General features: G+C 52.6%; 17 protein-coding genes. 7 read left to right on the top strand and 10 right to left on the bottom strand.

The annotated features are described in order from the left end of the window. Window positions 1–93: 93 nt before the first annotated feature. From infA to trxB, 5 genes are all read right to left on the bottom strand, one after another. Window positions 94–312: a translation initiation factor IF-1 gene (infA, locus tag Dpoa569_RS10580; RefSeq protein ID WP_002211347.1), complete on the bottom strand. Its 219-nt coding sequence runs from the start codon at window positions 310–312 to the stop codon at window positions 94–96. 91 nt (window positions 313–403) lie between these two features. Then, entirely contained in the window at window positions 404–1,132 is a 729-nt protein-coding gene (gene aat / locus Dpoa569_RS10575) for a leucyl/phenylalanyl-tRNA--protein transferase (protein WP_042870214.1), read from the bottom strand. Window positions 1,133–1,143: 11 nt separating this feature from the next. Continuing rightward, a complete protein-coding gene (gene cydC / locus Dpoa569_RS10570; RefSeq protein WP_042873886.1) occupies window positions 1,144–2,865 on the bottom strand; it encodes a heme ABC transporter ATP-binding protein/permease CydC in 1,722 nt (573 codons plus the stop codon). 19 nt (window positions 2,866–2,884) lie between these two features. Next, window positions 2,885–4,651 (bottom strand): heme ABC transporter permease/ATP-binding protein CydD, encoded by a 1,767-nt coding sequence (gene cydD, locus Dpoa569_RS10565; RefSeq protein ID WP_042870216.1) that lies wholly within the window; start codon window positions 4,649–4,651, stop codon window positions 2,885–2,887. Between the two features lie 227 nt (window positions 4,652–4,878). Further along, the gene (gene trxB, locus Dpoa569_RS10560) at window positions 4,879–5,835 is read right to left on the bottom strand and encodes a thioredoxin-disulfide reductase (RefSeq protein ID WP_042870218.1); all 957 of its coding nucleotides are present in this window, start codon (window positions 5,833–5,835) and stop codon (window positions 4,879–4,881) included. Window positions 5,836–6,336: 501 nt separating this feature from the next. On the opposite strand from trxB, the gene lrp reads away from it, so the two are divergent. The 6 genes from lrp to dmsD all read left to right on the top strand — a co-directional run bounded on the left by lrp (window position 6,337) and on the right by dmsD (window position 15,014). After that, window positions 6,337–6,831, top strand: a complete 495-nt coding sequence (lrp, locus tag Dpoa569_RS10555) for a leucine-responsive transcriptional regulator Lrp (RefSeq protein ID WP_010277211.1) — start codon at window positions 6,337–6,339, stop codon at window positions 6,829–6,831. A gap of 117 nt (window positions 6,832–6,948) precedes the next feature. Beyond that, complete coding sequence (locus Dpoa569_RS10550) at window positions 6,949–10,581, top strand: DNA translocase FtsK 4TM domain-containing protein (protein ID WP_146411322.1); 3,633 nt, start codon at window positions 6,949–6,951, stop codon at window positions 10,579–10,581. 159 nt (window positions 10,582–10,740) lie between these two features. Continuing rightward, window positions 10,741–11,355, top strand: a complete 615-nt coding sequence (gene lolA, locus Dpoa569_RS10545; RefSeq protein WP_128569709.1) for an outer membrane lipoprotein chaperone LolA — start codon at window positions 10,741–10,743, stop codon at window positions 11,353–11,355. Between the two features lie 7 nt (window positions 11,356–11,362). Further along, window positions 11,363–12,706, top strand: a complete 1,344-nt coding sequence (locus tag Dpoa569_RS10540) for a replication-associated recombination protein A (protein WP_042870219.1) — start codon at window positions 11,363–11,365, stop codon at window positions 12,704–12,706. A 106-nt stretch (window positions 12,707–12,812) separates the two neighbouring features. Beyond that, complete coding sequence (gene serS, locus Dpoa569_RS10535; RefSeq protein ID WP_042870221.1) at window positions 12,813–14,108, top strand: serine--tRNA ligase; 1,296 nt, start codon at window positions 12,813–12,815, stop codon at window positions 14,106–14,108. A 291-nt stretch (window positions 14,109–14,399) separates the two neighbouring features. Continuing rightward, window positions 14,400–15,014, top strand: coding sequence for a Tat proofreading chaperone DmsD (dmsD, locus tag Dpoa569_RS10530; RefSeq protein ID WP_042870223.1), 615 nt, complete (start codon window positions 14,400–14,402; stop codon window positions 15,012–15,014). A 147-nt stretch (window positions 15,015–15,161) separates the two neighbouring features. Here dmsD and Dpoa569_RS10525 read toward each other — a convergent pair whose 3' ends face one another. Next, window positions 15,162–15,767, bottom strand: coding sequence for a glutathione S-transferase family protein (locus tag Dpoa569_RS10525; RefSeq protein ID WP_042870226.1), 606 nt, complete (start codon window positions 15,765–15,767; stop codon window positions 15,162–15,164). A 125-nt stretch (window positions 15,768–15,892) separates the two neighbouring features. Beyond that, entirely contained in the window at window positions 15,893–16,537 is a 645-nt protein-coding gene (locus Dpoa569_RS10520) for a DsbA family protein (RefSeq protein ID WP_042870227.1), read from the bottom strand. 648 nt (window positions 16,538–17,185) lie between these two features. Between Dpoa569_RS10520 and Dpoa569_RS10515 the strand changes: the two genes are divergently transcribed. Then, entirely contained in the window at window positions 17,186–18,334 is a 1,149-nt protein-coding gene (locus Dpoa569_RS10515) for an MFS transporter (RefSeq protein ID WP_042873888.1), read from the top strand. 157 nt (window positions 18,335–18,491) lie between these two features. On the opposite strand, the gene pflA is transcribed toward Dpoa569_RS10515, so the two are convergent. From pflA to focA, 3 genes are all read right to left on the bottom strand, one after another. Next, entirely contained in the window at window positions 18,492–19,232 is a 741-nt protein-coding gene (pflA, locus tag Dpoa569_RS10510; protein ID WP_042873889.1) for a pyruvate formate lyase 1-activating protein, read from the bottom strand. A 302-nt stretch (window positions 19,233–19,534) separates the two neighbouring features. Beyond that, window positions 19,535–21,817 carry a formate C-acetyltransferase gene (gene pflB, locus Dpoa569_RS10505; protein WP_146411319.1) on the bottom strand — a complete coding sequence of 761 codons (2,283 nt, stop codon included), beginning with the start codon at window positions 21,815–21,817 and terminating at the stop codon, window positions 19,535–19,537. 56 nt (window positions 21,818–21,873) lie between these two features. Next, on the bottom strand, window positions 21,874–22,731 hold the full coding sequence (gene focA, locus Dpoa569_RS10500) for a formate transporter FocA (protein WP_042870231.1): 858 nt from the start codon (window positions 22,729–22,731) through the stop codon (window positions 21,874–21,876). Window positions 22,732–22,860: the final 129 nt, after the last annotated feature.

Raw genomic sequence — 22,860 nt, 5'->3', positions numbered from 1 at the left:
TAAAATACAAACGCCCCTGCAGCAAAGGCAAAGGCAAAGGCAAAGGCAAAGGATAAACATCCCTGCGTGTCGCTTCAGGCGATAACGCGGCTGTTAACGGCTACGGAAGACAATGCGGCCTTTGCTCAGGTCGTACGGGGTCAGTTCCACAGTCACTTTGTCACCCGTCAGGATGCGGATATAGTTTTTACGCATTTTACCGGAGATATGAGCGGTAACCACGTGCCCGTTTTCCAGCTCAACGCGGAACATGGTGTTGGGCAACGTATCCAGCACGGTGCCTTGCATTTCAATATTGTCTTCTTTGGCCATCGAATCCTCTAGGTGTAATTACCTTAGTTTTTAACCGGCAAGATAATGCCGAAAAACCCTCATTATGTAAAGGCGCGTAAGTCGCCGCCATTCATTTATCCCTGTTGGGAACCAGCTCGATAACAGGGGCGCTTAGTGTTTGCGGATGCCAGCAGCCATCGCGTAAGGCTGTTTGCTGCAACGAGGTCAGCTGTTGCAGGAACGCGTGTCTGGGGATATCACAGGCACCCAATGAGGCGGTATGGTCGTTAAGCACCTGGCAATCAATCAACTGACCGCCGTGGCGTACAAAATGCTGCAGGAACGCTGCCAGAGCATATTTGGATGCGTTATCCGCCCGGCTGAACATCGACTCACCACAAAACAGTGCGCCCTGTGCGATGCCGTATAACCCGCCGACCAGTTGATCGTTGCGCCAGACCTCGACTGAATGCGCCAGGCCGGACAAATGCAATTGATGATAAGAGTGCATCATCTCTTGGCCAATCCAGGTTCCTTCCTCTCGATCGCTGGCACAAGCGGAAATCACCGCGTTAAACGCCTGATTCAGCGTAACCCGATAATCAATGCGGCGAATGAATTTTCTCATGCTGCGGCTAAGATGAAACTGCGTCGGGAACAATACCGCACGCGGGTCCGGGCTCCACCACAGGATCGGCTCGTCGGGCGAAAACCATGGAAAAATCCCGTGCCGATAAGCACTCAGCAGACGTTCTGGTGATAGATCGCCACCATAGGCCAGTAACCCATTCGGGTCTCGCAGTGCGGTTTCCGGTTTTGGGAACCGCAACGAGAATGGGGAAAGCTCACACAGTAGCATAAGCACCTCGTCTACAGGTGTTGATGGAATTGCCAGTAGCGCCCTTTTAACGCCATCAGGCTGTGATGTGAACCCTGTTCCACCAGTTTTCCGCCGTCCATCACGCACAGTCGGTCCATATTTTCCAACCTATTCAGGCGATGGGTAATCACGATAAGGGTTTTTCCGCGGCAATGCTGGTGCAATAACTGCAGTATGCGGTGTTCGGTGTCGGCGTCTAGCCCTTCGGTCGGTTCATCCAGTAACACCAGCGGAGCAGGGTGGAGCAGAGCGCGCGCCACCCCGATACGGCGTTGTTCGCCACCGGATAACTGACGCCCCCCTTCGCCGAGCCAGGCGTTTAGACCTTGATCATCGAGTAGTTTCTCCAGCCCGACCTGCGTCAGTACCACTTTCAACTGTTCGTCGCTGGCTGTGGGGGCCGCCAGTCGCAGGTTTTCCCGTAATGTTGCGCTGAAAATATGTACGCGTTGCGGCACCACGCTCATGACTTCGCGCAAGGTTGCTTCCGTCCAGGCGGTGATTGACGTGCCATTAAGGCGGATCTCGCCGGTGTTGCAATCCCAGGCGCGGGTGAGTAATTGCAGCAGGGTTGACTTGCCGCAGCCGGTGCGACCGAGCAGTGCGACATGCTCTCCTGGTTCAACTGTCAGCGAAACTTCGCTTAGCACCGGTTGGCGCTGCTCTGGGTAGGTGAAACTCACGTTATTTAACGTTAGCTGGACCTGCTCCAGTGCTTCTGGTCCCTGTGATGGAAAGGTGACGGATGGACGCAACTTCAGCAGTTGATCGACTCGCGCCGCTGACGCCACAACGTGGCCGATGTGCTGAAATGCGCCAGCGACCGGAGCCAGCGCTTCAAAAGCGGCAAGAGCAGTAAAGACGAACAACGCGATAAGCGCCCCCGGTTGGTGGTTAGCGCCAACGCCGCCAGCAGCAAGCCATAACAGCAACGTGGCGGTCAGACCGCTGGCCGCAATTAGTATCGCTTGTGATAAGGCGCTCAACCCGGCTTGTTGGCGTTGCCGCTCAAACCAGCGCTGTTCTAACACTTCCAGTTGCTGGCGAAAGTGTGCCAGTGCACCGAAGACCGCCAGCTCTGCCTGACCTTGAATCCAGGTGGTTAATTGCACCCGGTAATGGGCACGCAGTGCGGTCAGATCGCTACCGATGGGTTGTCCTGCACGGTAAAACGTCAGCGGCAGCACAATTAACAACGTCAGCATGATGGCCGCCAGTGTGAACGCCAGCGAGGCGTCGAGCCAACTCAATCCATATGCCAGCGCCAGAATGACCACCAGTGCGCTTACCAGCGGCGAAATGACTCGCAGATAGAGATGATCCAGCGTGTCTACATCTGCCACCAGCCGGTTGAGCAGTTCCGCCTGACGAAAGCGAATCAACCCGCCGGGCGACAGCGGTAGGATACGGCTGAAAGTGAACACCCGCAGATGCAGCAGGACGCGAAAGGTGCCGTCGTGGCTGACCAACCGCTCGAAATAACGGCTGGCGGTACGCAGGATTGCCGCACCGCGTACACCGGCAGCGGGCAGCATATAGTTAAATGTAGTTAACCCAGCCAGCCCGGCGACGGCGGAGGCGGCCAGAAACCAGCCCGATAGCGTCAACAGACTGATGCTGGCCAGCAACGTAGCAATCGCCAGCACGATGCCCAATCCGAGCCGAAACAGATGGCGACGATACAACGCCAGAAAGGGCTTAAGTACCTGCATTGCGTGAATCTTTTCCATCTCACAGTTCTCCCCGGCGCTGCGTCAGGAGCGTGGCAAACGGCCCGTCTGCCTGACTCAGGGTAAGATAGTCGCCTTGTTGGACCAACTGGCCGTCAACCATGACCCAAATTTCGTCGTAGTCCCGAATTTCGCTTAACTGATGAGTAACCAGCAGCGTAGTCTGAGCATGTGATGCTTCATTCAGCGCGCTCATGACTCGCTGCTCGCTGTGGGCATCAAGACTGGCGGATGGCTCGTCCAGCAGTAGTAATCGGCATGGATGCAGCAGCGCACGTGCTACAGCGATCCTCTGCGCTTGCCCGACAGACAGACGGGCGGCACCGTCACCCAATTGCGTGTCCAGTCCTTGCGGCAACTGTGGCAGAAATTCGTGCACATAAGCGCGCTCAAGCGCCTGTTGCAGGATATGTTCGCTGGCCTGTGGGCGACCCAGCAGCACGTTCTGCCGCAGCGTGGGTTCCGGCAGATGAGGGTTCTGCCCCACCCAGCTAAGATGCTGTCGCCATGTTGTGGGCGATAGGGTGCGTAGTTCCTCGCTATTGACTGTCAGTGAGCCGCGATAAGGCAGGAAACCTAACAACAGGTTAAGCAGCGAACTTTTTCCAGCACCGCTGGGACCGACCAGCGCGACGCGTTGTCCGGCTTCCAGCCTGAAGTTAAGCGGCCCGGCCAGCACGTTGCCTTCCGGTGATAAAATGGTGAGGTCATGGGCGATGAGCGTTACAGGCGCATCACTTTGGAAGGGAAGCGTGCCAGTCCCGGCTTCCTGGTTTTCCGCCGTCATGAAGCGGTGCAGAGCTTCCGCTGCGCCGATTGCCTGCGCTTTGGCATGATAAAACGTGCCGAGGTCACGCAAGGGTTGAAAGAATTCCGGTGCCAAAATCAGCACCAGAAAACCCGCAAACAGCGTTACGCTGGTGCCGTAACTGCCGAAGTGCAACTCACCGAGGTATGAAAAACCAAAATAGACGGCTACTACCGCAATTGAGATCGATGCGAAGAATTCCAGCACGCCGGAAGAGAGAAAGGCCATACGCAGCACTTCCATCGTTCTGCTGCGAAATTGTTCCGATGCCTGACGGATCTGCTCGATTTCCGCTTCGCCGCGATGAAACAGACGTAAGGTGTCCAGACCGCGTAGTCGGTCGAGAAAGTTGCCGCTCAATCTGGCCAACGCCTGAAAGTTGCGTCGGTTGGCGTCAGCCGCACCCATACCCACCATGGCCATGAACAGTGGGATCAATGGGGCTGTGGTCAGCAAAATCAACCCTGCGGCCCAGTTCACCGGAAACACGATAATCAGTATCAGCACGGGAATCATGACCGCCAGAGACATCTGGGGCAGATAACGAGCGTAGTAATCGTGCATATCGTCCACTTGTTCCAGAATCAGTGTCGCCCAACTGCCGGCTGGCTTTCCCTGAATCCAGGCCGGTCCCAGTTGTTGCAACCGGTCCAGAACCTGCTTGCGGATATGTTGCCTGATCGTCTGACCACAGCGGAAACCGACACGTTCCCGTACCCAGCTAATCAAAGCCCGTAATACGAATATCGCTGCCAGTAGCAGGAATGTCGTGATCAGGTGGTTGCGTGGCGCATGGGTGATAATCAGAGAGTGCAGCAGCGAAGCCAGTAACCAGGCTTGAGCCATAATCAGCAGGCCGCTTATCAGGCCCAGCACCAGCGATAGTCGTAGCCAATGGTGTGCCAGACGGCTTTGCTGTTTCAGCCAGCGGGTCAGTTCTCGTTGTCGGGTGTCTTTCATCAGGTGGCGGTCGGTTCCAGTTGCTATATGAGAATAACGCTTATATAACCGTTACTTGACACAATTGTGCGTATAATGGCTGCGATGGCGTCATGTTACCTCGGTGACGGGGTTGTGCAAACGAAAAGCAGATTGTGGAATCGTGTGTCGATCAATTCCTGTATTGATGACCGGCAATAAAAAACCCGGACGCGATCACGACCGGGTTGGATTGCGGTATTCAGCGTTTACTTGCCAAGTGCATCCAGATAGCGCTCGGCGTCCAGTGCCGCCATACAGCCGGTGCCGGCAGAGGTAATCGCCTGACGATAAATGTGGTCCATCACATCGCCGGCAGCGAATACACCGGGAATGCTGGTCTGGGTAGCGTTGCCATGTATACCGGATTGCACCTTGATATAGCCGTTTTCCAGTGCCAGTTGGTCACCAAAAATGGCGGTGTTTGGGCTGTGGCCGATAGCGATAAATACACCGGCCACATCCAGTTGTTCGGTTGTTTCGCCAGCCGCCTCACGCAAACGCACGCCGGTCACGCCCATCTCGTCGCCCAGCACTTCATCCAACGTACGGTTGGTGTGAAGCACAATATTGCCACTGGCGACCTTTGCCATCAGCCGGTCAATCAGGATTTTTTCCGCACGGAAGCTGTCGCGGCGGTGAATCAGATGCACTTCAGCGGCGATATTAGACAGATACAGTGCTTCTTCCACTGCGGTGTTACCGCCGCCGACTACCGCCACTTTCTGGTTGCGATAGAAGAAACCGTCACAGGTCGCACAGGCGGATACGCCTTTGCCCTTAAACGCGTCTTCCGTCGGCAAACCAATATAGCGGGCGGATGCACCGGTTGCGATGATCAGCGCATCACAGGTGTATTCATCGCTGTCGCCGAACAGGCGGAATGGACGGGTTTGCAGGTCAACACGCGTGATATGGTCAAAGACGATTTCGGTGTTGAATTTGGCGGCATGGGCGTGCATACGCTCCATCAACAGCGGACCAGTCAAATCATCTGGGTCACCGGGCCAGTTTTCCACTTCGGTGGTGGTTGTCAACTGACCCCCTTTTTCCATTCCGGTAATCAGCAGTGGATTTAGGTTTGCCCGCGCAGCGTAGACCGCGGCGGTATAGCCTGCCGGGCCTGAACCCAGAATCAATAGTTTACGATGTTTAACAGTGCTCATGAGTTCCCCATTTCACTCGAACGGACGATGCAGCCGATTGTAAGGAAATTACTGGCGTAAAAAAAGTGTGGAGAAATGTGGTTGGTTATTGGTTCAATCGTTACGGAATGTTGTCAGTAAATGGCAATAACCCGGTTATTCAGTCGGTAATGCATGAAAACGCTGCTCGAATGGGGGCAAAACGCTAAATCTGGCACTTTCTTCTGATTTTAATTGTTTTACTTTGACAATCAGCTGCGCTTTTGCGAAAACATCCTTGGAAGAGGAAATATTTTGTATGTGAATAGTTGAATGCTCCAGCTTTATGCGTTTGGGGTCTATGTCGGCGGCGTCGCCTGCTGGCTAATTGCCGGTATTTTTGCAACGTTTTCGAAAAACGCAGTTGGAACAGAGAATAACCACATTACAAAAGACAGGGGTCTTCTTTAGGGGTGGCTCTGGAACATACAGGTTGGTCAGAGACCGCGATTAAACAGGGAAGGATGAAGAGAGACAATAAGAATGGTAGACACGAAAAAACGTCCGGGAAAAGATCTTGATCGTATTGATCGCAATATCCTGAACGAATTGCAAAAAGATGGGCGCATCTCCAATGTAGAACTGTCCAAGCGGGTCGGGCTTTCGCCAACGCCTTGTCTGGAACGCGTTCGTCGTCTGGAACGACAGGGTTTTATTAATGGTTATACCGCACTGCTGAACCCACACTATCTGGACGCGTCATTGCTGGTGTTCGTTGAGATCACCCTTAATCGCGGCGCGCCGGATGTATTTGAACAGTTCAATGCAGCGGTGCAAAAGCTTGAAGAAATTCAGGAGTGTCATCTGGTTTCCGGGGATTTTGACTATCTGCTCAAAACGCGTGTACCGGATATGTCGGCATACCGTAAGTTGCTGGGAGAAACGCTGTTGCGTCTGCCGGGCGTAAACGATACCCGCACCTATGTGGTGATGGAAGAAGTGAAGCAAAGCAACCGGCTGGTCATTAAGACCCGCTGACGGCAAGGGTGCATAACCCGATAAATTCAGCTACACTCCTGTGAATATGTACAGTATGGCGCCGGGAAATCCTCGGCGCTTTATCATGAAACATTTACAGGGAGCCTGGAGAGACGCTTGAGCCAGGAATATACAGAAGATAAAGATGTCACGCTGAAAAAACTCAGCGCGGGCAGACGGTTACTGGAAGCGATATTAATCGTGGTGGTGCTTTTTGCCATTTATCTGGCGGTTGCACTACTGAGTTTTAGCCCTTCGGACCCCAGTTGGTCACAGACTGCCTGGCATGAGCCGATTCACAATCTGGGGGGCGGGGTGGGTGCCTGGCTGGCGGATACCCTGTTTTTCGTGTTTGGCGTACTGGCATATGCCATTCCTGTGGTGATGGTATCGCTGTGCTGGGTGATTCATCACCAGCGCGGGCAACGTGCCACACTGGATTATTTTACCCTCTCACTGCGCCTGATTGGCACACTGGCCTTGATTTTGACGTCTTGCGGACTAGCGGCACTCAATGTCGATGACATTTACTACTTCGCCTCCGGCGGGGTGCTCGGTAGTCTGCTCAGCAGTTCGATGATTCCACGCTTCAATAATATTGGCGCAACCATGATTCTGCTGTGCGTGTGGGCCGCTGGGTTGACGCTGTTCACCGGCTGGTCATGGCTGACGATAGCGGAAAAGATCGGTTCGGGAGTCATGGCGTGCCTGACGCTGTTTTCCGGTCGTCGGCGTAAGGATGATTATCTTTACGACGATGATGACGATATCGATGAACGCCCGGCAGAAGCGAAAAAAGAGGCTTCCCGTAACGATATTCTTCATAAAGAAGAGCGAGTTCACGAAGATGAGCATTCGCTTAGCGATGGCAGCCTCACTGCGTCGTCTTCGGCAGGAGATGATGACGATGATGTGCTGTTTTCCGCTCCAGCAGTAACAGCACTGTCGTCAACTGCGGTTGCATCGGCATCGACGCTTGGCGATACAACGGCAACGGTGGTCGATGCAGTAGATGCCGTGAATAAAAACGCCCTGGCGATGACTGATGTCGAACCGGTGTTAAAACCACAGCCTGAACCGATAGCGGCAACGCCGTCGATTGAACGGACATACGATGCTCCAGCGCCAATATCGACACCTGAAGCCACTCTGAGTGCAGATGTTCCTCCCGCATCGCCGGTGTATTCATCAGCGACTGCGTCTGCCGGGGCCATGTCATCACCGTCTCTGGTTTCTGGGTCGTCATTGCCGAAATTGATACCTGACTGGCAGCCGTTGACCTTGCAGGCGAATGATCGAATTGTACGCCCTGCACCAACAGCCGCTGTTTCGAACGCAGCAGTTGGTGCAACTGTTGAATCGGAAGCGAATGTTGAATCAGAACCGAAGAAAACCGTGCCATTCATGCCGGCATTTACCGCAGATGAAGAGAACAATCCGCAGGTGAAACGCGGGATGGGACCGGAATTGCCGCGGCCAAATCCGGTACGAATCCCGACTCGCCGTGAACTGGCATCGTATGGCATTAAGCTGCCTTCACAGCGGCTGGCTGAACAGCAGGCCCGCGAAGCAGAACAACGCGCACAGGCAGCCCGTGTAGACCCGCTGTCACAGGATTCAATAACATCAGATCATTCAACGCTATCTGCCATTGAATCGCCTTTGTCGGTTGCAGGTGATATGCCGCTTAATGTTTCCGGTGAGGATCAGGATGCACTGGCGCAGGAAGCAGCGCTGCGGCAGGCTTTTGCTGATCAGCAACGTGAACGCTATGGCGAGGCTTATCCCGGCGATGATGAGGATGAAGACGCATTGTTGCAGGCGCAACTGGCGCGTGATTTCGCCGCCATGCAGCGCTCTCGTTATGGAGAGGAGCATGAGCAGGGCAGAAATGAGCAGGGTAGAAAACAGGATGCACAGCCGCAGTTTGCCATTGAATCACCTGTGCTAACGCCTGCAGCGGTAGAAACCCGACCGCCTGACGCCGCGCCGAAAACCTCAGCGTCGTTGCCACCAGATAGCCCCTTTGCTATTTCACCTTTCGCTGATCTGGTGGATGATGGCCCGTCAGAACCGTTATTTACCCTTCCTGCGCAAGATATCTTCCCGGATGAGTCGCCTGCACAACCGGCAGCGCCGGTGCATGTGCCACAGGTTACAGTGCAGCATGAGCCTGAAGAGGTGGAAACAGCATCATCACCGTCGATTATGGACAGTCTGATTCATCCGTTCCTGATGCGTAATGATCAACCGTTACAGAAACCGACGACGCCATTGCCATCGCTGGATTTGCTGACGCCGCCTTCGATGAACGATGCGCCAATAGACCGTGATGCGTTGGACGAAATGGCGCGACTGATCGAAATCCGACTGGCGGATTACCGCGTCAAAGCCACAGTGGTGGATTATCATCCGGGACCAGTGATCACCCGGTTTGAACTGGATTTGGCACCGGGCGTCAAGGCAGCGCGCATCTCTAATCTGGCCCGTGACCTGGCTCGTTCGCTGTCGGTGGTGGCGGTGCGTATTGTCGAGGTTATCCCCGGTAAGCCCTATGTCGGCCTTGAACTGCCAAACCGCCATCGTCAGACGGTTTTCCTGCGAGAAGTGCTGGATTGTGATCGATTCCGTGACAACGCATCGCCGCTGGCAGTAGTGCTGGGTAAGGATATTTCCGGCCAGCCGGTTGTGGCTGATCTGGCTAAAATGCCGCATTTGCTGGTAGCAGGTACCACTGGTTCCGGTAAGTCTGTCGGCGTTAACGCTATGATTATCAGCATGTTGTATAAGGCGACGCCAGCCGATGTGCGCTTTATCATGATTGACCCGAAAATGCTGGAACTGTCGGTATATGAAGGTATCCCCCACCTACTGACTGAAGTCGTGACGGACATGAAAGATGCCGCCAATGCGTTACGCTGGTGTGTGGGAGAGATGGAGCGCCGTTACAAGCTGATGTCAGCGCTGGGGGTGCGTAATCTCAGTGGCTATAACGAACGTGTGATGCAGGCCGAAACGATGGGCCGCCCGATACCGGATCCGTTCTGGAAGCCAGGTGACAGCATGGACACCCAGCCGCCAGTGTTGGAAAAACTGCCATACATCGTGGTGATGGTGGATGAGTTTGCCGATCTGATGATGGCGGTGGGTAAGAAAGTGGAAGAGCTGATAGCACGTCTGGCCCAGAAAGCGCGTGCCGCCGGGATACACCTGGTACTGGCGACGCAGCGCCCGTCGGTAGATGTGATTACCGGCCTTATCAAGGCCAATATCCCTACCCGTATTGCGTTTACCGTATCGAGTAAGATTGACTCGCGTACTATTCTCGATCAGGGCGGTGCGGAATCACTGCTTGGCATGGGCGATATGCTGTATATGGCACCGAACTCATCAATCCCGATTCGCGTGCATGGCGCATTCGTGCGTGACCAGGAAGTTCATGCCGTTGTGCAGGACTGGAAGGCTCGCGGTCGCCCTGAGTATATCGACAGCATTATCAGCGGTGATGACGATAGCGAAAACGGTAGCTTTGGTTTTGACACAGACGAAGAGCTGGACCCACTGTTTGATCAGGCGGTAGCGTTTGTGGTGGAAAAACGCCGTGCCTCGATTTCCGGGGTGCAGCGTCAGTTCCGCATTGGCTATAACCGTGCAGCCCGCATTGTTGAGCAGATGGAGATGCAAGGTATCGTCAGCAGTCCTGGTCATAATGGTAACCGTGAGGTGCTGGCGCCACCGCCGATGGAGTAATGATCGGTATGGCGTATGTCCCTGCAAAGAAGCGTAAAAGTATTGGATAACAGATAATTCGCCTGTCATGCCGCGTCCGGCTGGGCTACAGTAGCGTCCAACTGAAAGCGGCCCTTGTTGGGGCCGCAATAGCGGTAAGAACATGCAAAGGATTTTTATATGATAAAAATAGGGTTGATAACGGCTTGTTTACTGACCAGTCTGGTTTCTGGCGCTGTCTATGCCGATGCTGCCAGTGATTTACAGAGTCGATTGAGTAAAGTTAACAGTTTCCATGCCAGCTTCACGCAGAAAGTCACCACCAATGACGGTGCAGCCGTGCAGGAAGGCGCTGGGGAGTTGTGGGTAAAGCGTCCGAATCTGTTCAACTGGAAAACCACAGCACCAGATGAAAGCACGCTGGTGTCTGATGGTAAAACGCTCTGGTTTTACAATCCGTTCGTTGAACAGGTGACGGCAACCTGGGTGAAGGATGCGACCGGTAATACGCCGTTTATTCTGATAACCCGCAACGATCCAAAAGACTGGGGCAAATATAACGTGACTCAGAAAGGGAATGATTTTGACCTGATTCCCCGTGCGGCTAATGGCAATCTGAAACAATTTTCCATCAATGTGACCAGTGATGGCACTATCCATGGGTTTACCGCTACTGAACAGGATGGGCAGCGCAGTGTTTATACGCTGAAGAATCAGCAAAATGGCGAGGTGGATGCTGCAAAGTTCCGGTTTACGCCGCCGAAAGGCGTAGCGGTGGACGATCAGCGTCAGTGAGGCGTGTGTGAGTAACCTGTCACTCGATTTTTCCAGTCACCAGTTTCAGCCTCTGGCTGCGCGGATGCGGCCAGTCAAGCTGGCGCAATATATTGGCCAACAGCACCTGCTGGGACCCGGCAAGCCGTTGCCACGCGCCATTGAAGCCGGGCAGCTTCATTCCATGATTCTGTGGGGACCGCCCGGAACAGGGAAGACGACACTGGCCGAGTTGATAGGGCACTATGGGCACGCCGATGTGGAGCGCCTCTCTGCGGTGACTTCCGGCATCAAGGAAATTCGTGAGGCGATTGAGCGCGCACGCCAGAACCGTGATGCGGGTCGTCGTACCATTCTGTTTGTGGATGAAGTGCATCGTTTCAATAAAAGCCAACAGGATGCCTTTCTACCACATATTGAAGACGGCACCATCACGTTTATTGGCGCTACGACTGAGAACCCGTCGTTTGAATTGAATTCGGCACTGCTGTCTCGCGCTCGCGTCTATCTGCTTAAGGCGCTGAGTGCGGAAGATATCGAACAGGTGCTGGAACAGGCGCTGCAGGATAAAGAGCGTGGGCTGGGTGGGCAACAGATTGTTCTGCCGGATGAGACTCGACGTTTGCTGGCTGAACTGGTAAACGGCGATGCCCGTCGTTCGCTGAATCTGCTGGAAATGATGGCTGATATGGCAGAAATGGATGTCAGCGGCCAGCGCATATTGACATCAGAATTGCTCAAGGAAGTATCTGGCGAACGCAGCGCCCGTTTTGACAACAAAGGTGATCGTTATTACGACCTGATTTCTGCGTTGCATAAATCGGTGCGTGGTTCTGCGCCGGATGCCGCTTTGTACTGGTATGCCCGTATTATTACTGCCGGTGGGGACCCCTTATACGTTGCACGGCGGTTATTGGCTATCGCCTCTGAAGATGTGGGCAATGCCGATCCGCGGGCGATGCAGGTAGCGATAGCCGCTTGGGATTGTTTTACTCGCGTTGGCCCTGCCGAGGGTGAACGAGCCATTGCTCAGGCAATAGTATATTTGGCGTGTGCGCCGAAAAGTAACGCGGTGTATACCGCGTTTAAATCAGCGATGCGCGATGCCCGCGAGAAACCGGATTATGATGTACCGGAACATCTGCGTAATGCGCCAACCCGCCTGATGAAAGCGATGGGAGTGGGGGCCGAATATCGCTACGCGCATGATGAAGCCAACGCCTATGCTGCCGGTGAAGTGTATTTCCCGCCTGAAATGGCAGAAACTTGCTACTATCAACCGACTTCGCGGGGTTTGGAGGCTAAGATTGGCGAAAAGCTGGCCTGGCTCGCTGCTCAGGATCAAAATAGCCCGACAAAACGCTACCGCTAGCATTCACGTTGCGGTAAGGTTATTCCGAGATTTTCTGCTGCATGGTGTCGTTACCGGCACCTTGTAATTATCGATATCCCCTTAATAATACAAGCACAGGACTAGCATGCTCGATCCCAATTTGCTGCGTAATGAGCTAGACGCAGTTGCCGAAAAATTACTGGCTCGCCGAAATTTTAAACTGGATGTGGAAGCGCTGCGTAATCTGGAAGAACGCCGTAAAGTGCTTCAGGTCGAAACAGAAAGTTTGCAGGCAGAACGTAACTCACGATCGAAAGAGATCGGGGCGGCTAAATCGCGTGGGGAAGACATCGAACCGCTGCGCCGTGACGTAAATGAATTGGGTGAAAAACTGGATGCCGCTAAGGCTGAATTGCAGCAGGTGCAGAACAATATCGAAACCATCGCCCTGACTATTCCCAATATGCCCGATGACTGTGTGCCGCTCGGTAAAGACGATTCGGAAAATCAGGAAGTGCTGCGCTGGGGTGAGCCGCGCCAGTTTGATTTTGCAGTGCGCGATCATGTGGACCTGGGTGAGTTGACCGGCGGCCTGAACATGGCGCTAGGCGTAAAACTGACCGGTGCGCGTTTTTCTGTGATGAAAGGGCAGGTAGCCCGTTTGCACCGTGCGCTGGCACAATTCATGCTGGATTTGCACACCACCGAACATGGTTATCAGGAAGCCTATGTGCCTTATCTGGTCAATCACACGTCATTGTACGGTACCGGGCAACTACCGAAATTTGGTGAGGATCTGTTCCATACCAAGCCGTTGAGTGAAGAAGCGGAAACCAGTAATTACGCGCTGATCCCTACCGCGGAAGTCCCGCTGACCAACATGGTAAGAGATGAGATTCTTGATGACGATACGCTGCCAATCAAACTGACCGCCCATACGCCGTGCTTCCGTTCTGAAGCTGGGTCTTATGGCCGCGATACCAGAGGGTTGGTCCGTGTTCACCAGTTTGACAAAGTTGAAATGGTGCAGATTGTCCGTCCGGAAGAGTCGATGCAGGCCTTGGAAGAACTTACCGGCCATGCAGAAAAAGTACTGCAGTTGCTAAAACTGCCGTATCGCAAAGTGCTGTTGTGCAGCGGCGATATGGGCTTTGGCTCCTGCAAAACTTACGATCTGGAAGTCTGGTTGCCTGCGCAGAATACCTACCGTGAAATCTCATCCTGTTCCAATATGTGGGATTTCCAGGCTCGTCGTATGCAGGCTCGCTGTCGCAGCAAAGGGGATAAAAAAAACCGCCTGGTGCATACTCTGAATGGTTCTGGTCTGGCGGTTGGACGTGCACTGGTAGCGGTACTGGAAAACTACCAGCAAGCCGATGGTCGGATTGAAGTGCCGGATGTATTACGCCCGTATATGAACGGCCTGCAATTTATCGGCTAAGCACAATGTTGCAGTAGTAATGATGCTGTTATCAAAGCGCCTTTTGAGGCGCTTTTTTTATTACTGAAATACGTGTCCGGTATAGCGCATGGTGCGCAGAATTGTCTGATTCCCGGTCTGATGTCGGCGTTGATAACAGGATTCAGGCATCCTCTTATAGAGTGATAACGTGCGGGGTTCTAAGTTTTTTGCGTCGCACTGACCAAGGCTGCTTCAGGATAGGAAAAGGCTGGTGATGACAAGATGAAAACAAGGAGTGAACTACTAAATAGAGAGCCAACGAGGTGATTTATGTCACGACATATCGTCAGTCTGACCGGACGGTTGTTGGGCGCTTTACTCTATTATGCACCCGATGATGAGCACAATGTAGTATGGATAGAGCGTCTGAGACATCCAGCATGGCAGCAAACGTGGCCTTGTGGGAAGCAGTCCGATATCGCTATGGCCGCCCGGCAAATTAGGATCGGCCTACAACCTGACTACGATGAGCTGTTATCAGCGGCCTGGCGTCGCTTGTTTAATCGTGCTGAAGGTATTCCCGCACCGCCTTGGGGGTCGGTGTATCTTGATCGGCAAAATGTACTCTTTGGTGACTCGACACTGGCTCTGCGCCGCTGGCTGAGGAGATTGGGAATCGAACCACGCTGTGATCGCCATGAGCCGGAGGATCATATCGGCCTGATGCTGATGCTGGCTGCATGGTGTGCGGAAAACCAACCGGACAGTCTGCCTGAACTGCTTACCGAACATCTGCTGCCTTGGGCGATGCGTTACCTGGACTTGCTGGAGTACCACGGTTGTCACCCGTTTTATCAGGGAATCGCCTGGCTAACTCGCATCACGTTGCAGGATTGGCAAACACGTTTTCAGTTGATTCAGATGGAAAAAACGCTGTTTTATTAGTCCCCGGCGTTATCTTAGGGAGCCGGGGAGGGGAGAAGTTTGTGGTATGGCTATCAAAGCGATGGGGCTTACGGCTTATCTCGTTGCGGCATACCGGTTGCTGACTCGCTGTAGCAGTAACGGCTGCCACAACCGTTCCATGACCGATTAACCGTATCGAGCGGCGCGTTGCCAGGCGGGCCTGGCTCGCATTGCTTCCAGCAAGCGCCAGAGATTAGGGTATGAAGGCGAAAGCCAGCCGCGTTGGGCAGCAATGTCCAGAGGAAATCCCATCATGATGTCCGCTGCTGAGAATGCATCGCCAGCCAACCAGTGAGATTTTCCGGCTTCCTGTTCCAGAAAGTCATAATGCAGATTGAGCTGGGTATTGACCATATTGCGAATCGGCCAACCAAATGGTCCCATCTTATAAGCCACCAGCTTTAGCAACATTTCCGACATCAGTGAACCTTCAGCATAATGCATCCAATAGCGATAGCGCCAAAAATCCGGACTGTCGCTTGTTGGTGCCAGATGTGGGCCGAATGTCGCTACCAGATATTCCAGAATCACGCCGGTTTCTGCCAGTACTCGACCATCATGTTCAATCACCGGCGCTTTTCCCAGAGGGTGGATGTCACGCAATGCATTCGGTGCACGCATAGTGACTTTATTGCGCTGATAATTGATCACTTCATACGGGACATCCAGTTCTTCCAGTATCCATAGAACCCGCTGCGAACGAGAAGTATTAAGATGATGAACTCGAATCATGGGGGCGCGCTCTGCTTTCTGGTGGATCAGGTGTTGAGTTGTAGCATAGATGGCGAAAAAAGAAAAATCAGACAACCCGCTGTTTCTAATAGCATTCAGTCATAAAAAAGCGGGTTGACGTGAGTCTACTGATTTTCTTTTACCAGTCTTACCAGATAGTCATGCCAGTCATTTGCGCGACCCAGCCATGGGGCAATATTCAAGGTGGTAAAGATATCGTCTACTGCAAAAACTATTGTTGGGAAACCCGCGCCGCCTGATTGAGTAAGCCATTGACGACTCTCCTCGATATGTTTGCGGGTTGGCAAACCACGCCAGTGTGTACAGGCATTTTCGAAATCGTCCAGTGGCAGGCCGATTTCCACGGCCATTTTCATCAATACCGACATTTCAGAGATGCACAGTCCTTCAACATAATGGGCACGTTGCAAGCGTTCGAGTAAATCGATCCCCCGGCCACCTAATTCTTCAGCAGCCAGAATGGCTGTGGTGGGAGGCTCTGAGTCCAGTGTTGCTGTCACATCCCACAACAACCCATTGAAATAGCCATCGCCGAAAGGCTGGCCGCTCATTTGGGCAATACGGCGATCATGAGGTTGAACATAATCCCGCCATTCCGGTGTAATACGGCGTCGATTCGGCCCGGTCATCATACCGCCGGCGTGCAGCACGACAGGCAACCCTTCAATTTTACGGGCTGCATGGATTAACGGCGCAGCGGCGTAACACCAACCGCATAGAGGATCGAAAATGTAGTGTAGCCTGTTCATTCATACGCTCCGTATGTTGCCCAGCGTGTCGGGCACATCAGAAAAAGGGAAAGAGACGGGTTATCGCGCCACAAACCTTCCCAAGCATGTGCCGGAATGGCAGCCCGCTATTACTACTTGTGTGACGCTCTGTTTTAATTATTGTCTATTTCCTGAGAGTTAGCAGCGGAGGACGTCATTTTATCTCCCCTGTTCTGCGATCATAGATCGCAAACTTGAAAGAAAAGCGCCAGTAACGCGTCAGCAGGCTTGATATTGTCAGGCTGATATTATGCTATTGCATTTCGCCTTTGATGACTGTAGCACTCAGCTCTGGCGAAGCCGCTTCACCGAGATTCGGGTAAGTTGTCTCATTGCATTAATCAGCGCTACGCCCTTGGCTGATGACGGGATATTTTGCTTAAAGGTTTTCAGGTACTGACGAGTAAAATTCACATTTCGTGGTGACCAGGGCGCAGTCCCCTCTTTGTTGAGTAGATAATGGCCTGGCATCACGGTGGTTGGTTTGAGTTTATCGATACCAGGTTGGGCTGCTGGAATACTGACGGGCGAGCAAAATGTGCGCTAAGCGGTGATAAGGCAATTGACTTTGTCATTGCCAGTGGCATGATGCGCGCAAAGTATCCTCTCTTTCTGGCTTGTCTCTCCATGTCAACCTATACGCGCCCGGTTTTATTGCTGCTCTTCGGGTTGTTGTTACTCACTGTTTGTCTGGCTGTGCTGAATACACTGGTGCCGTTATGGCTTAATGATCGTCAATTGCCGGTCTGGCAGGTTGGCGTGGTAGGGTCAGCTTACTTCAGTGGGAATTTACTAGGAACGGTGGTTGCTGGCGGGTTAATCCGGATCTATGGCTTTAATCGCAGCTATTATTTGGCGGCACTGATGTTTGGGTTAGCGACTGCCGCACTGGCGTTATCACCGGATGTCGGCAGTTGGATTCTGTGGCGTTTTGTCGCCGGGATTGCTTGTGCGTTGATCTGGGTAGTCGTAGAAAGCGCACTACTATGCAGTGGAAATGCGCTCAACCGAGGGCAACTTCTGGCCGCTTACATGATGGCTTACTATTTGGGTAGCGTAGTCGGGCAACTGCTGTTAGGCATGGTACCTACCGCATTATTCAGTATTTTGCCCTGGTTGGTGGCATTGACATTGCTGGCGATACTGCCATTACTGTTTGCCCACATCCCGTCACCACAGCGTGTGACCCAACGCGTCAATGTCTGGCGCATGTTGCGTTATCGCACCGCTCGGCTAGGCATCCAGGGATGTGTGATTTCCGGGGTCATTCTAGGCTCCCTATATGGGTTAATGCCGTTGTATCTGGCGCATCAAGGCATGAGCGATGCCAATGTAGGTTACTGGATGGCGCTATTAATCAGCGCCGGTATTATCGGGCAATGGCCGGTCGGACGAATGGCGGATCGATATGGCCGATTACTGGTGCTGCGGGTGCTGGTATTCGCCGTTATTCTCGGCTCATTGGCGATGTTGGTTCCGGGGCGATATGGTATGGCACTGTCGCTGTTTGTGCTCGGTGCAGCCGGGTTTACACTCTATCCGGTAGCGATGTCATGGGCGTGTGAAAAGGTGGCCCCTGGCGAGTTAGTCGCTATGAATCAAACATTATTGCTTAGCTATACCATTGGCAGCCTGTGTGGGCCGAGTTTTGCGGCAATCCTGATGCAGACTTATTCTGACCAATTATTGTTTATACTGATCGCCGCTGTTTCGCTGGGGTATCTGGTCATCCTGTTGAAAAAAACGGACCATCACCCTCGACCGCTGGCGGTTTAAGCTATTTCCGGCCCAGTTGCATCTGACTGATAAATAGCGAATAGGCTATGTGAAAATGGTTAACGCCAGCCTGACAGTGATCAGCAATTGACGTTAACGTTGGCTGGCCGGGCGATAAGGTATTTACCCGGAACCATGATTTGCCGGGAAATTGAAGCTAATACACCACCTTGTGCCCGTAACTGGTCAGAATGGACTTGATGCGGTCCATTGTATCTGCTTTAGGCGGTTTGATACCGTCCAGCTTGTACTCCTCGCCCATAGCCGTCCATTTGTGTTTACCTAACTCGTGATAGGGTAATAGCTCGATTTTCTCGATATTGCTCATCTCTTTGGTAAATTCACCCAACAAATGTGCGGAAGCATCGTCATCGCTCCAGTCGGGAACAACGACATAACGAATCCAGGTGCGTTGATTGCGTTTGGCAAGATAACGCGCAAAGTCCAGCGTGCGGTGGTTGGATACGCCTACCAGATTCTGGTGCACGTCATCATTAAGTTGTTTGAGGTCCAACATAACCAGGTCAGTGGCATCCAACAGTTCGTCGATGACCGGGTCGTAGCGGCGAACGAAACCGTTGGTATCAAGACAGGTATTGATGCCTTGTTCGTGGCAGGCGCGGAACCAGTCACGCACGAATTCAGCCTGCAGAATAGCTTCGCCGCCAGATGCCGTCACGCCGCCGCCGGACGCATTCATAAAATGGCGATAGGTCACCACTTCCTTCATCAACTCCTCAACCGTAATCTCCTTGCCGCCATGGGTATCCCAGGTGTCACGATTGTGGCAGTAGAGGCAACGCATCAGGCAACCTTGAAAAAACGTGATGAAGCGAATACCGGGGCCATCGACAGTGCCACAGGATTCAAAAGAGTGAATGCGACCAATAACTGACATGCAAGGTTTCTCCAGGTTGGGCCGAGAAATAGCGGCCTGCAATGAGCGCAGTAACAACACTGTAGCACGGGCAGCCACAACATCTTTGCTCTGCGTCGAATCTGTTTTGTCAGCCAGCCAGGATTCGATAGCCAGCTGACAAAACAGGTTCTGATTATTCCGGTGAGGGTGGTGAAAAATTTCCGGGAGAAATTTTAACGCCGCTTGCGGTTGCCCACAAAGGAGAAGGGCAGAATACTCTTTATAAAAAGGCCCCACCAATGTGGAGCCTTTAGTTTACGCCTTTTCAGACAGACATGTAATTACATGGACTGAGTGAAAGTACGGGTAATAACGTCTTGCTGCTGTTCTTTAGTCAGCGAGTTAAAGCGAACGGCATAGCCAGATACGCGGATGGTCAGTTGCGGATATTTTTCCGGATTTTCCATCGCGTCGAGCAGCATTTCACGGTTCATCACGTTGACGTTCAGGTGCTGACCACCTTCGATGCTGGCTTCGTGGTGGAAGTAACCGTCCATCAGACCTGCCAGGTTGGTTTTACGCACGTCGTCATCTTTACCCAGCGCGTTAGGTACGATAGAGAAGGTATAAGAAATACCGTCTTTCGCGTAGGCGAACGGCAGTTTTGCTACGGAAGTCAGAGAGGCAACCGCACCTTTCTGGTCACGACCGTGCATCGGGTTGGCACCCGGTCCGAACGGTGCACCAGCGCGACGACCATCCGGGGTGTTACCGGTTTTCTTACCGTATACCACGTTGGAGGTAATGGTCAGTACAGACTGAGTCGGGGTCGCACCACGGTAGGTATTCAGTTTCTGAATTTTCTTCATGAAACGTTCAACCAGATCACAGGCCAGGTCATCAACGCGCGGGTCGTTGTTACCGAACTGCGGGTATTCACCCTCGATGTCAAAGTCAACAGCCAGACCGTTTTCGTCACGAATCGGTTTCACTTTGGCATATTTGATGGCAGACAGGGAGTCAGCCGCTACAGACAAGCCAGCGATACCACACGCCATGGTACGGAACACATCGCGGTCATGCAGCGCCATCAGCGATGCTTCATAGCTGTATTTGTCGTGCATGTAGTGGATGATGTTCAGCGCGGTGACGTACTGTTTAGCCAGCCAATCCATGAAGTGATCCATACGTTCCATCACTTCGTCAAAGTTCAGCACATCACCTTTGATCGGTTCAGATTTCGGGCCGACCTGCATTTTCAGTTTTTCGTCCACGCCGCCGTTGATAGCATACAGCATGGTTTTCGCTAGGTTGGCGCGCGCGCCGAAGAACTGCATTTGTTTACCGACAACCATCGGGCTTACACAACAGGCGATAGCGTAATCGTCGTTGTTGAAGTCCGGACGCATCAGGTCATCGTTCTCGTACTGCAGAGAAGAGGTATCGATAGACACTTTAGCGGCGAATTTCTTGAAGTTCAGCGGCAGTTTTTCAGACCACAGGATGGTCATGTTCGGTTCCGGAGACGGCCCCATGGTGTACAGGGTGTTCAGGAAGCGGAAGCTGTTTTTGGTAACCAGAGTACGACCATCCAGACCCATACCAGCCAGAGATTCGGTTGCCCAGATCGGGTCGCCGGAGAACAGCTCATCATATTCCGGAGTACGCAGGAAACGAACCATACGCAGTTTCATCACCAGGTGGTCGATCAGCTCCTGAGCGTCTTGTTCGGTGATTTTGCCTGCTTTCAGATCGCGCTCAATGTAGATGTCCAGGAAGGTGGACACGCGACCGAAGGACATAGCAGCGCCGTTCTGAGATTTAACTGCAGCCAGGTAACCGAAGTAGGTCCACTGTACCGCTTCCTGAGCAGTTGTTGCCGGAGCGGAGATATCGCAACCGTATTTGGCTGCCATTGCTTTGATCTGACCCAGTGCGCGGTGCTGTTCAGCAATCTCTTCGCGCAGACGGATAGTTGCTTCCAGATCTTCACCGTTTTCCAGTTTGGACTGCAGAGAAGTGAACTGAGCAAATTTATCCGCCATCAGGTAGTCGATACCGTACAGGGCAACACGGCGATAGTCACCGATGATACGACCACGGCCATAAGCATCCGGCAGACCGGTCAGTACGCCGGATTTACGGCAGCGCAGGATGTCCGGAGTATAAACGTCGAACACGCCCTGGTTGTGAGTCTTACGGTATTCAGTGAAGATTTTTTTCAGTTGCGGATCCAGTTTACGGCCATAGACCTCACAGGAACCTTCAACCATTTTGATGCCGCCAAACGGGATAACTGCACGTTTCAGCGGAGCATCAGTTTGCAGACCGACGATTTTTTCCAGGCTTTTGTTGATATAGCCGGCGTCGTGAGAAGTGATAGTGGCAGCAACATCGGTATCAAAATCAACAGGCGCATGGGTGCGGTTTTCCTGCTTGATGCCTTCCATCACCTTGTCCCACAGGGAACTGGTCGCCTGGGTGGCGCCAGACAGGAAGGATTCGTCACCTTCATATGGCGCATAGTTTTTCTGAATGAAGTCACGCACGTTGACGCCATTCTGCCATTCGCCTTCGCTAAAACCTTCCCAAGCCTGGGCGAGTTTCTGATTAAGTTCGGTCATATTACACCTACCTTTGATTTGGATTTTTATAACCCGACGTTGCGGCCGACAGCAGCTTAGTGCTGATCTCCACCGCGCAAATAGATGACCCAATAGGTCAACCCTACCAGCAATCCACCGCCAATAATGTTGCCGATCGTGACGGGAATCAGGTTGTCGACAATAAAATTGCTGATGGTCAAGTGCTCAAACTGGCCCGGCGTCATACTGATGGCGTGCCAGAATGTGTCTGAAGCAAAATTCTTAACTACAATCCCCATCGGGATCATGAACATATTAGCGATACTGTGCTCGAAGCCGCTGGCAACGAACATGGCAACAGGCAGAATCATGGCCAGCATTTTGTCAGTCAGAGTACGACCAGAGTAGCTCATCCAGACTGCCAGGCAGACCATCAGGTTCGCCAGTATCCCAAGGCATAACGCTTCGACAAACGTATGTTCCAGTTTGTGGTTAGCCGTCTGAAGCACATTCAGGCCCCAGGCACCATTCGCTACCATGTATTCACCGGAAAACCAGATCAGCGCAACAAAAAACAAAGCGCCAATTAAATTGCCGAAATATACATTGAGCCAGTTTAATCCCAACTGTTTCCAGGTAATACGACCACTGGCTTTGGCGATAACAGTCAACACGGTGGAAGTAAACAGGTCTGCACCGCAGATAACTACCAGCATCAATCCCATAGAGAAGCAGATGCCGCCTACCAGTTTAGCCATACCGTACGGCATGGATGAGGAACCTGTAGTTGCAGTAATATAAAAAACGAATGCAGTTGAGATGAACACACCGGCAGTGATTGCCAGAAAAAACGCAGTAAGCGGTTGTTTTGTTGCTTTATAGACACCGGCATCTTCAGCGACTTTCGCCATTGCCGACGGTAATAACAAGGTGAAGGGGTTGTCAGCTTTCACACTAACTCTCTCTTAAAATTTATCTACGGTGAGATACTAACAAAGGGTTATTCGTCATAATTTGACGTGGATCATACCGCTGGAATTTATTAGGCTGATCAGAAGAGGATTTATAGGTCATTTTCTTTT

Source organism: Dickeya poaceiphila (genome assembly GCF_007858975.2).
GTDB lineage: Bacteria > Pseudomonadota > Gammaproteobacteria > Enterobacterales > Enterobacteriaceae > Dickeya > Dickeya poaceiphila.
Note: the sequence above shows the minus strand (reverse complement) of the source record. Positions and strands in the feature narration are given on the sequence as shown.

Coding starts and splice junctions, on each gene's coding strand:
- infA (WP_002211347.1), bottom strand. CDS start 312: ATGGCCAAAGAAGACAATATTGAAATGCAAGGCACCGTGCTGGATACG.
- aat (WP_042870214.1), bottom strand. CDS start 1,132: ATGCTACTGTGTGAGCTTTCCCCATTCTCGTTGCGGTTCCCAAAACCG.
- cydC (WP_042873886.1), bottom strand. CDS start 2,865: ATGCAGGTACTTAAGCCCTTTCTGGCGTTGTATCGTCGCCATCTGTTT.
- cydD (WP_042870216.1), bottom strand. CDS start 4,651: ATGAAAGACACCCGACAACGAGAACTGACCCGCTGGCTGAAACAGCAA.
- trxB (WP_042870218.1), bottom strand. CDS start 5,835: ATGAGCACTGTTAAACATCGTAAACTATTGATTCTGGGTTCAGGCCCG.
- lrp (WP_010277211.1), top strand. CDS start 6,337: ATGGTAGACACGAAAAAACGTCCGGGAAAAGATCTTGATCGTATTGAT.
- lolA (WP_128569709.1), top strand. CDS start 10,741: ATGATAAAAATAGGGTTGATAACGGCTTGTTTACTGACCAGTCTGGTT.
- serS (WP_042870221.1), top strand. CDS start 12,813: ATGCTCGATCCCAATTTGCTGCGTAATGAGCTAGACGCAGTTGCCGAA.
- dmsD (WP_042870223.1), top strand. CDS start 14,400: ATGTCACGACATATCGTCAGTCTGACCGGACGGTTGTTGGGCGCTTTA.
- Dpoa569_RS10525 (WP_042870226.1), bottom strand. CDS start 15,767: ATGATTCGAGTTCATCATCTTAATACTTCTCGTTCGCAGCGGGTTCTA.
- Dpoa569_RS10520 (WP_042870227.1), bottom strand. CDS start 16,537: ATGAACAGGCTACACTACATTTTCGATCCTCTATGCGGTTGGTGTTAC.
- Dpoa569_RS10515 (WP_042873888.1), top strand. CDS start 17,186: ATGTCAACCTATACGCGCCCGGTTTTATTGCTGCTCTTCGGGTTGTTG.
- pflA (WP_042873889.1), bottom strand. CDS start 19,232: ATGTCAGTTATTGGTCGCATTCACTCTTTTGAATCCTGTGGCACTGTC.
- pflB (WP_146411319.1), bottom strand. CDS start 21,817: ATGACCGAACTTAATCAGAAACTCGCCCAGGCTTGGGAAGGTTTTAGC.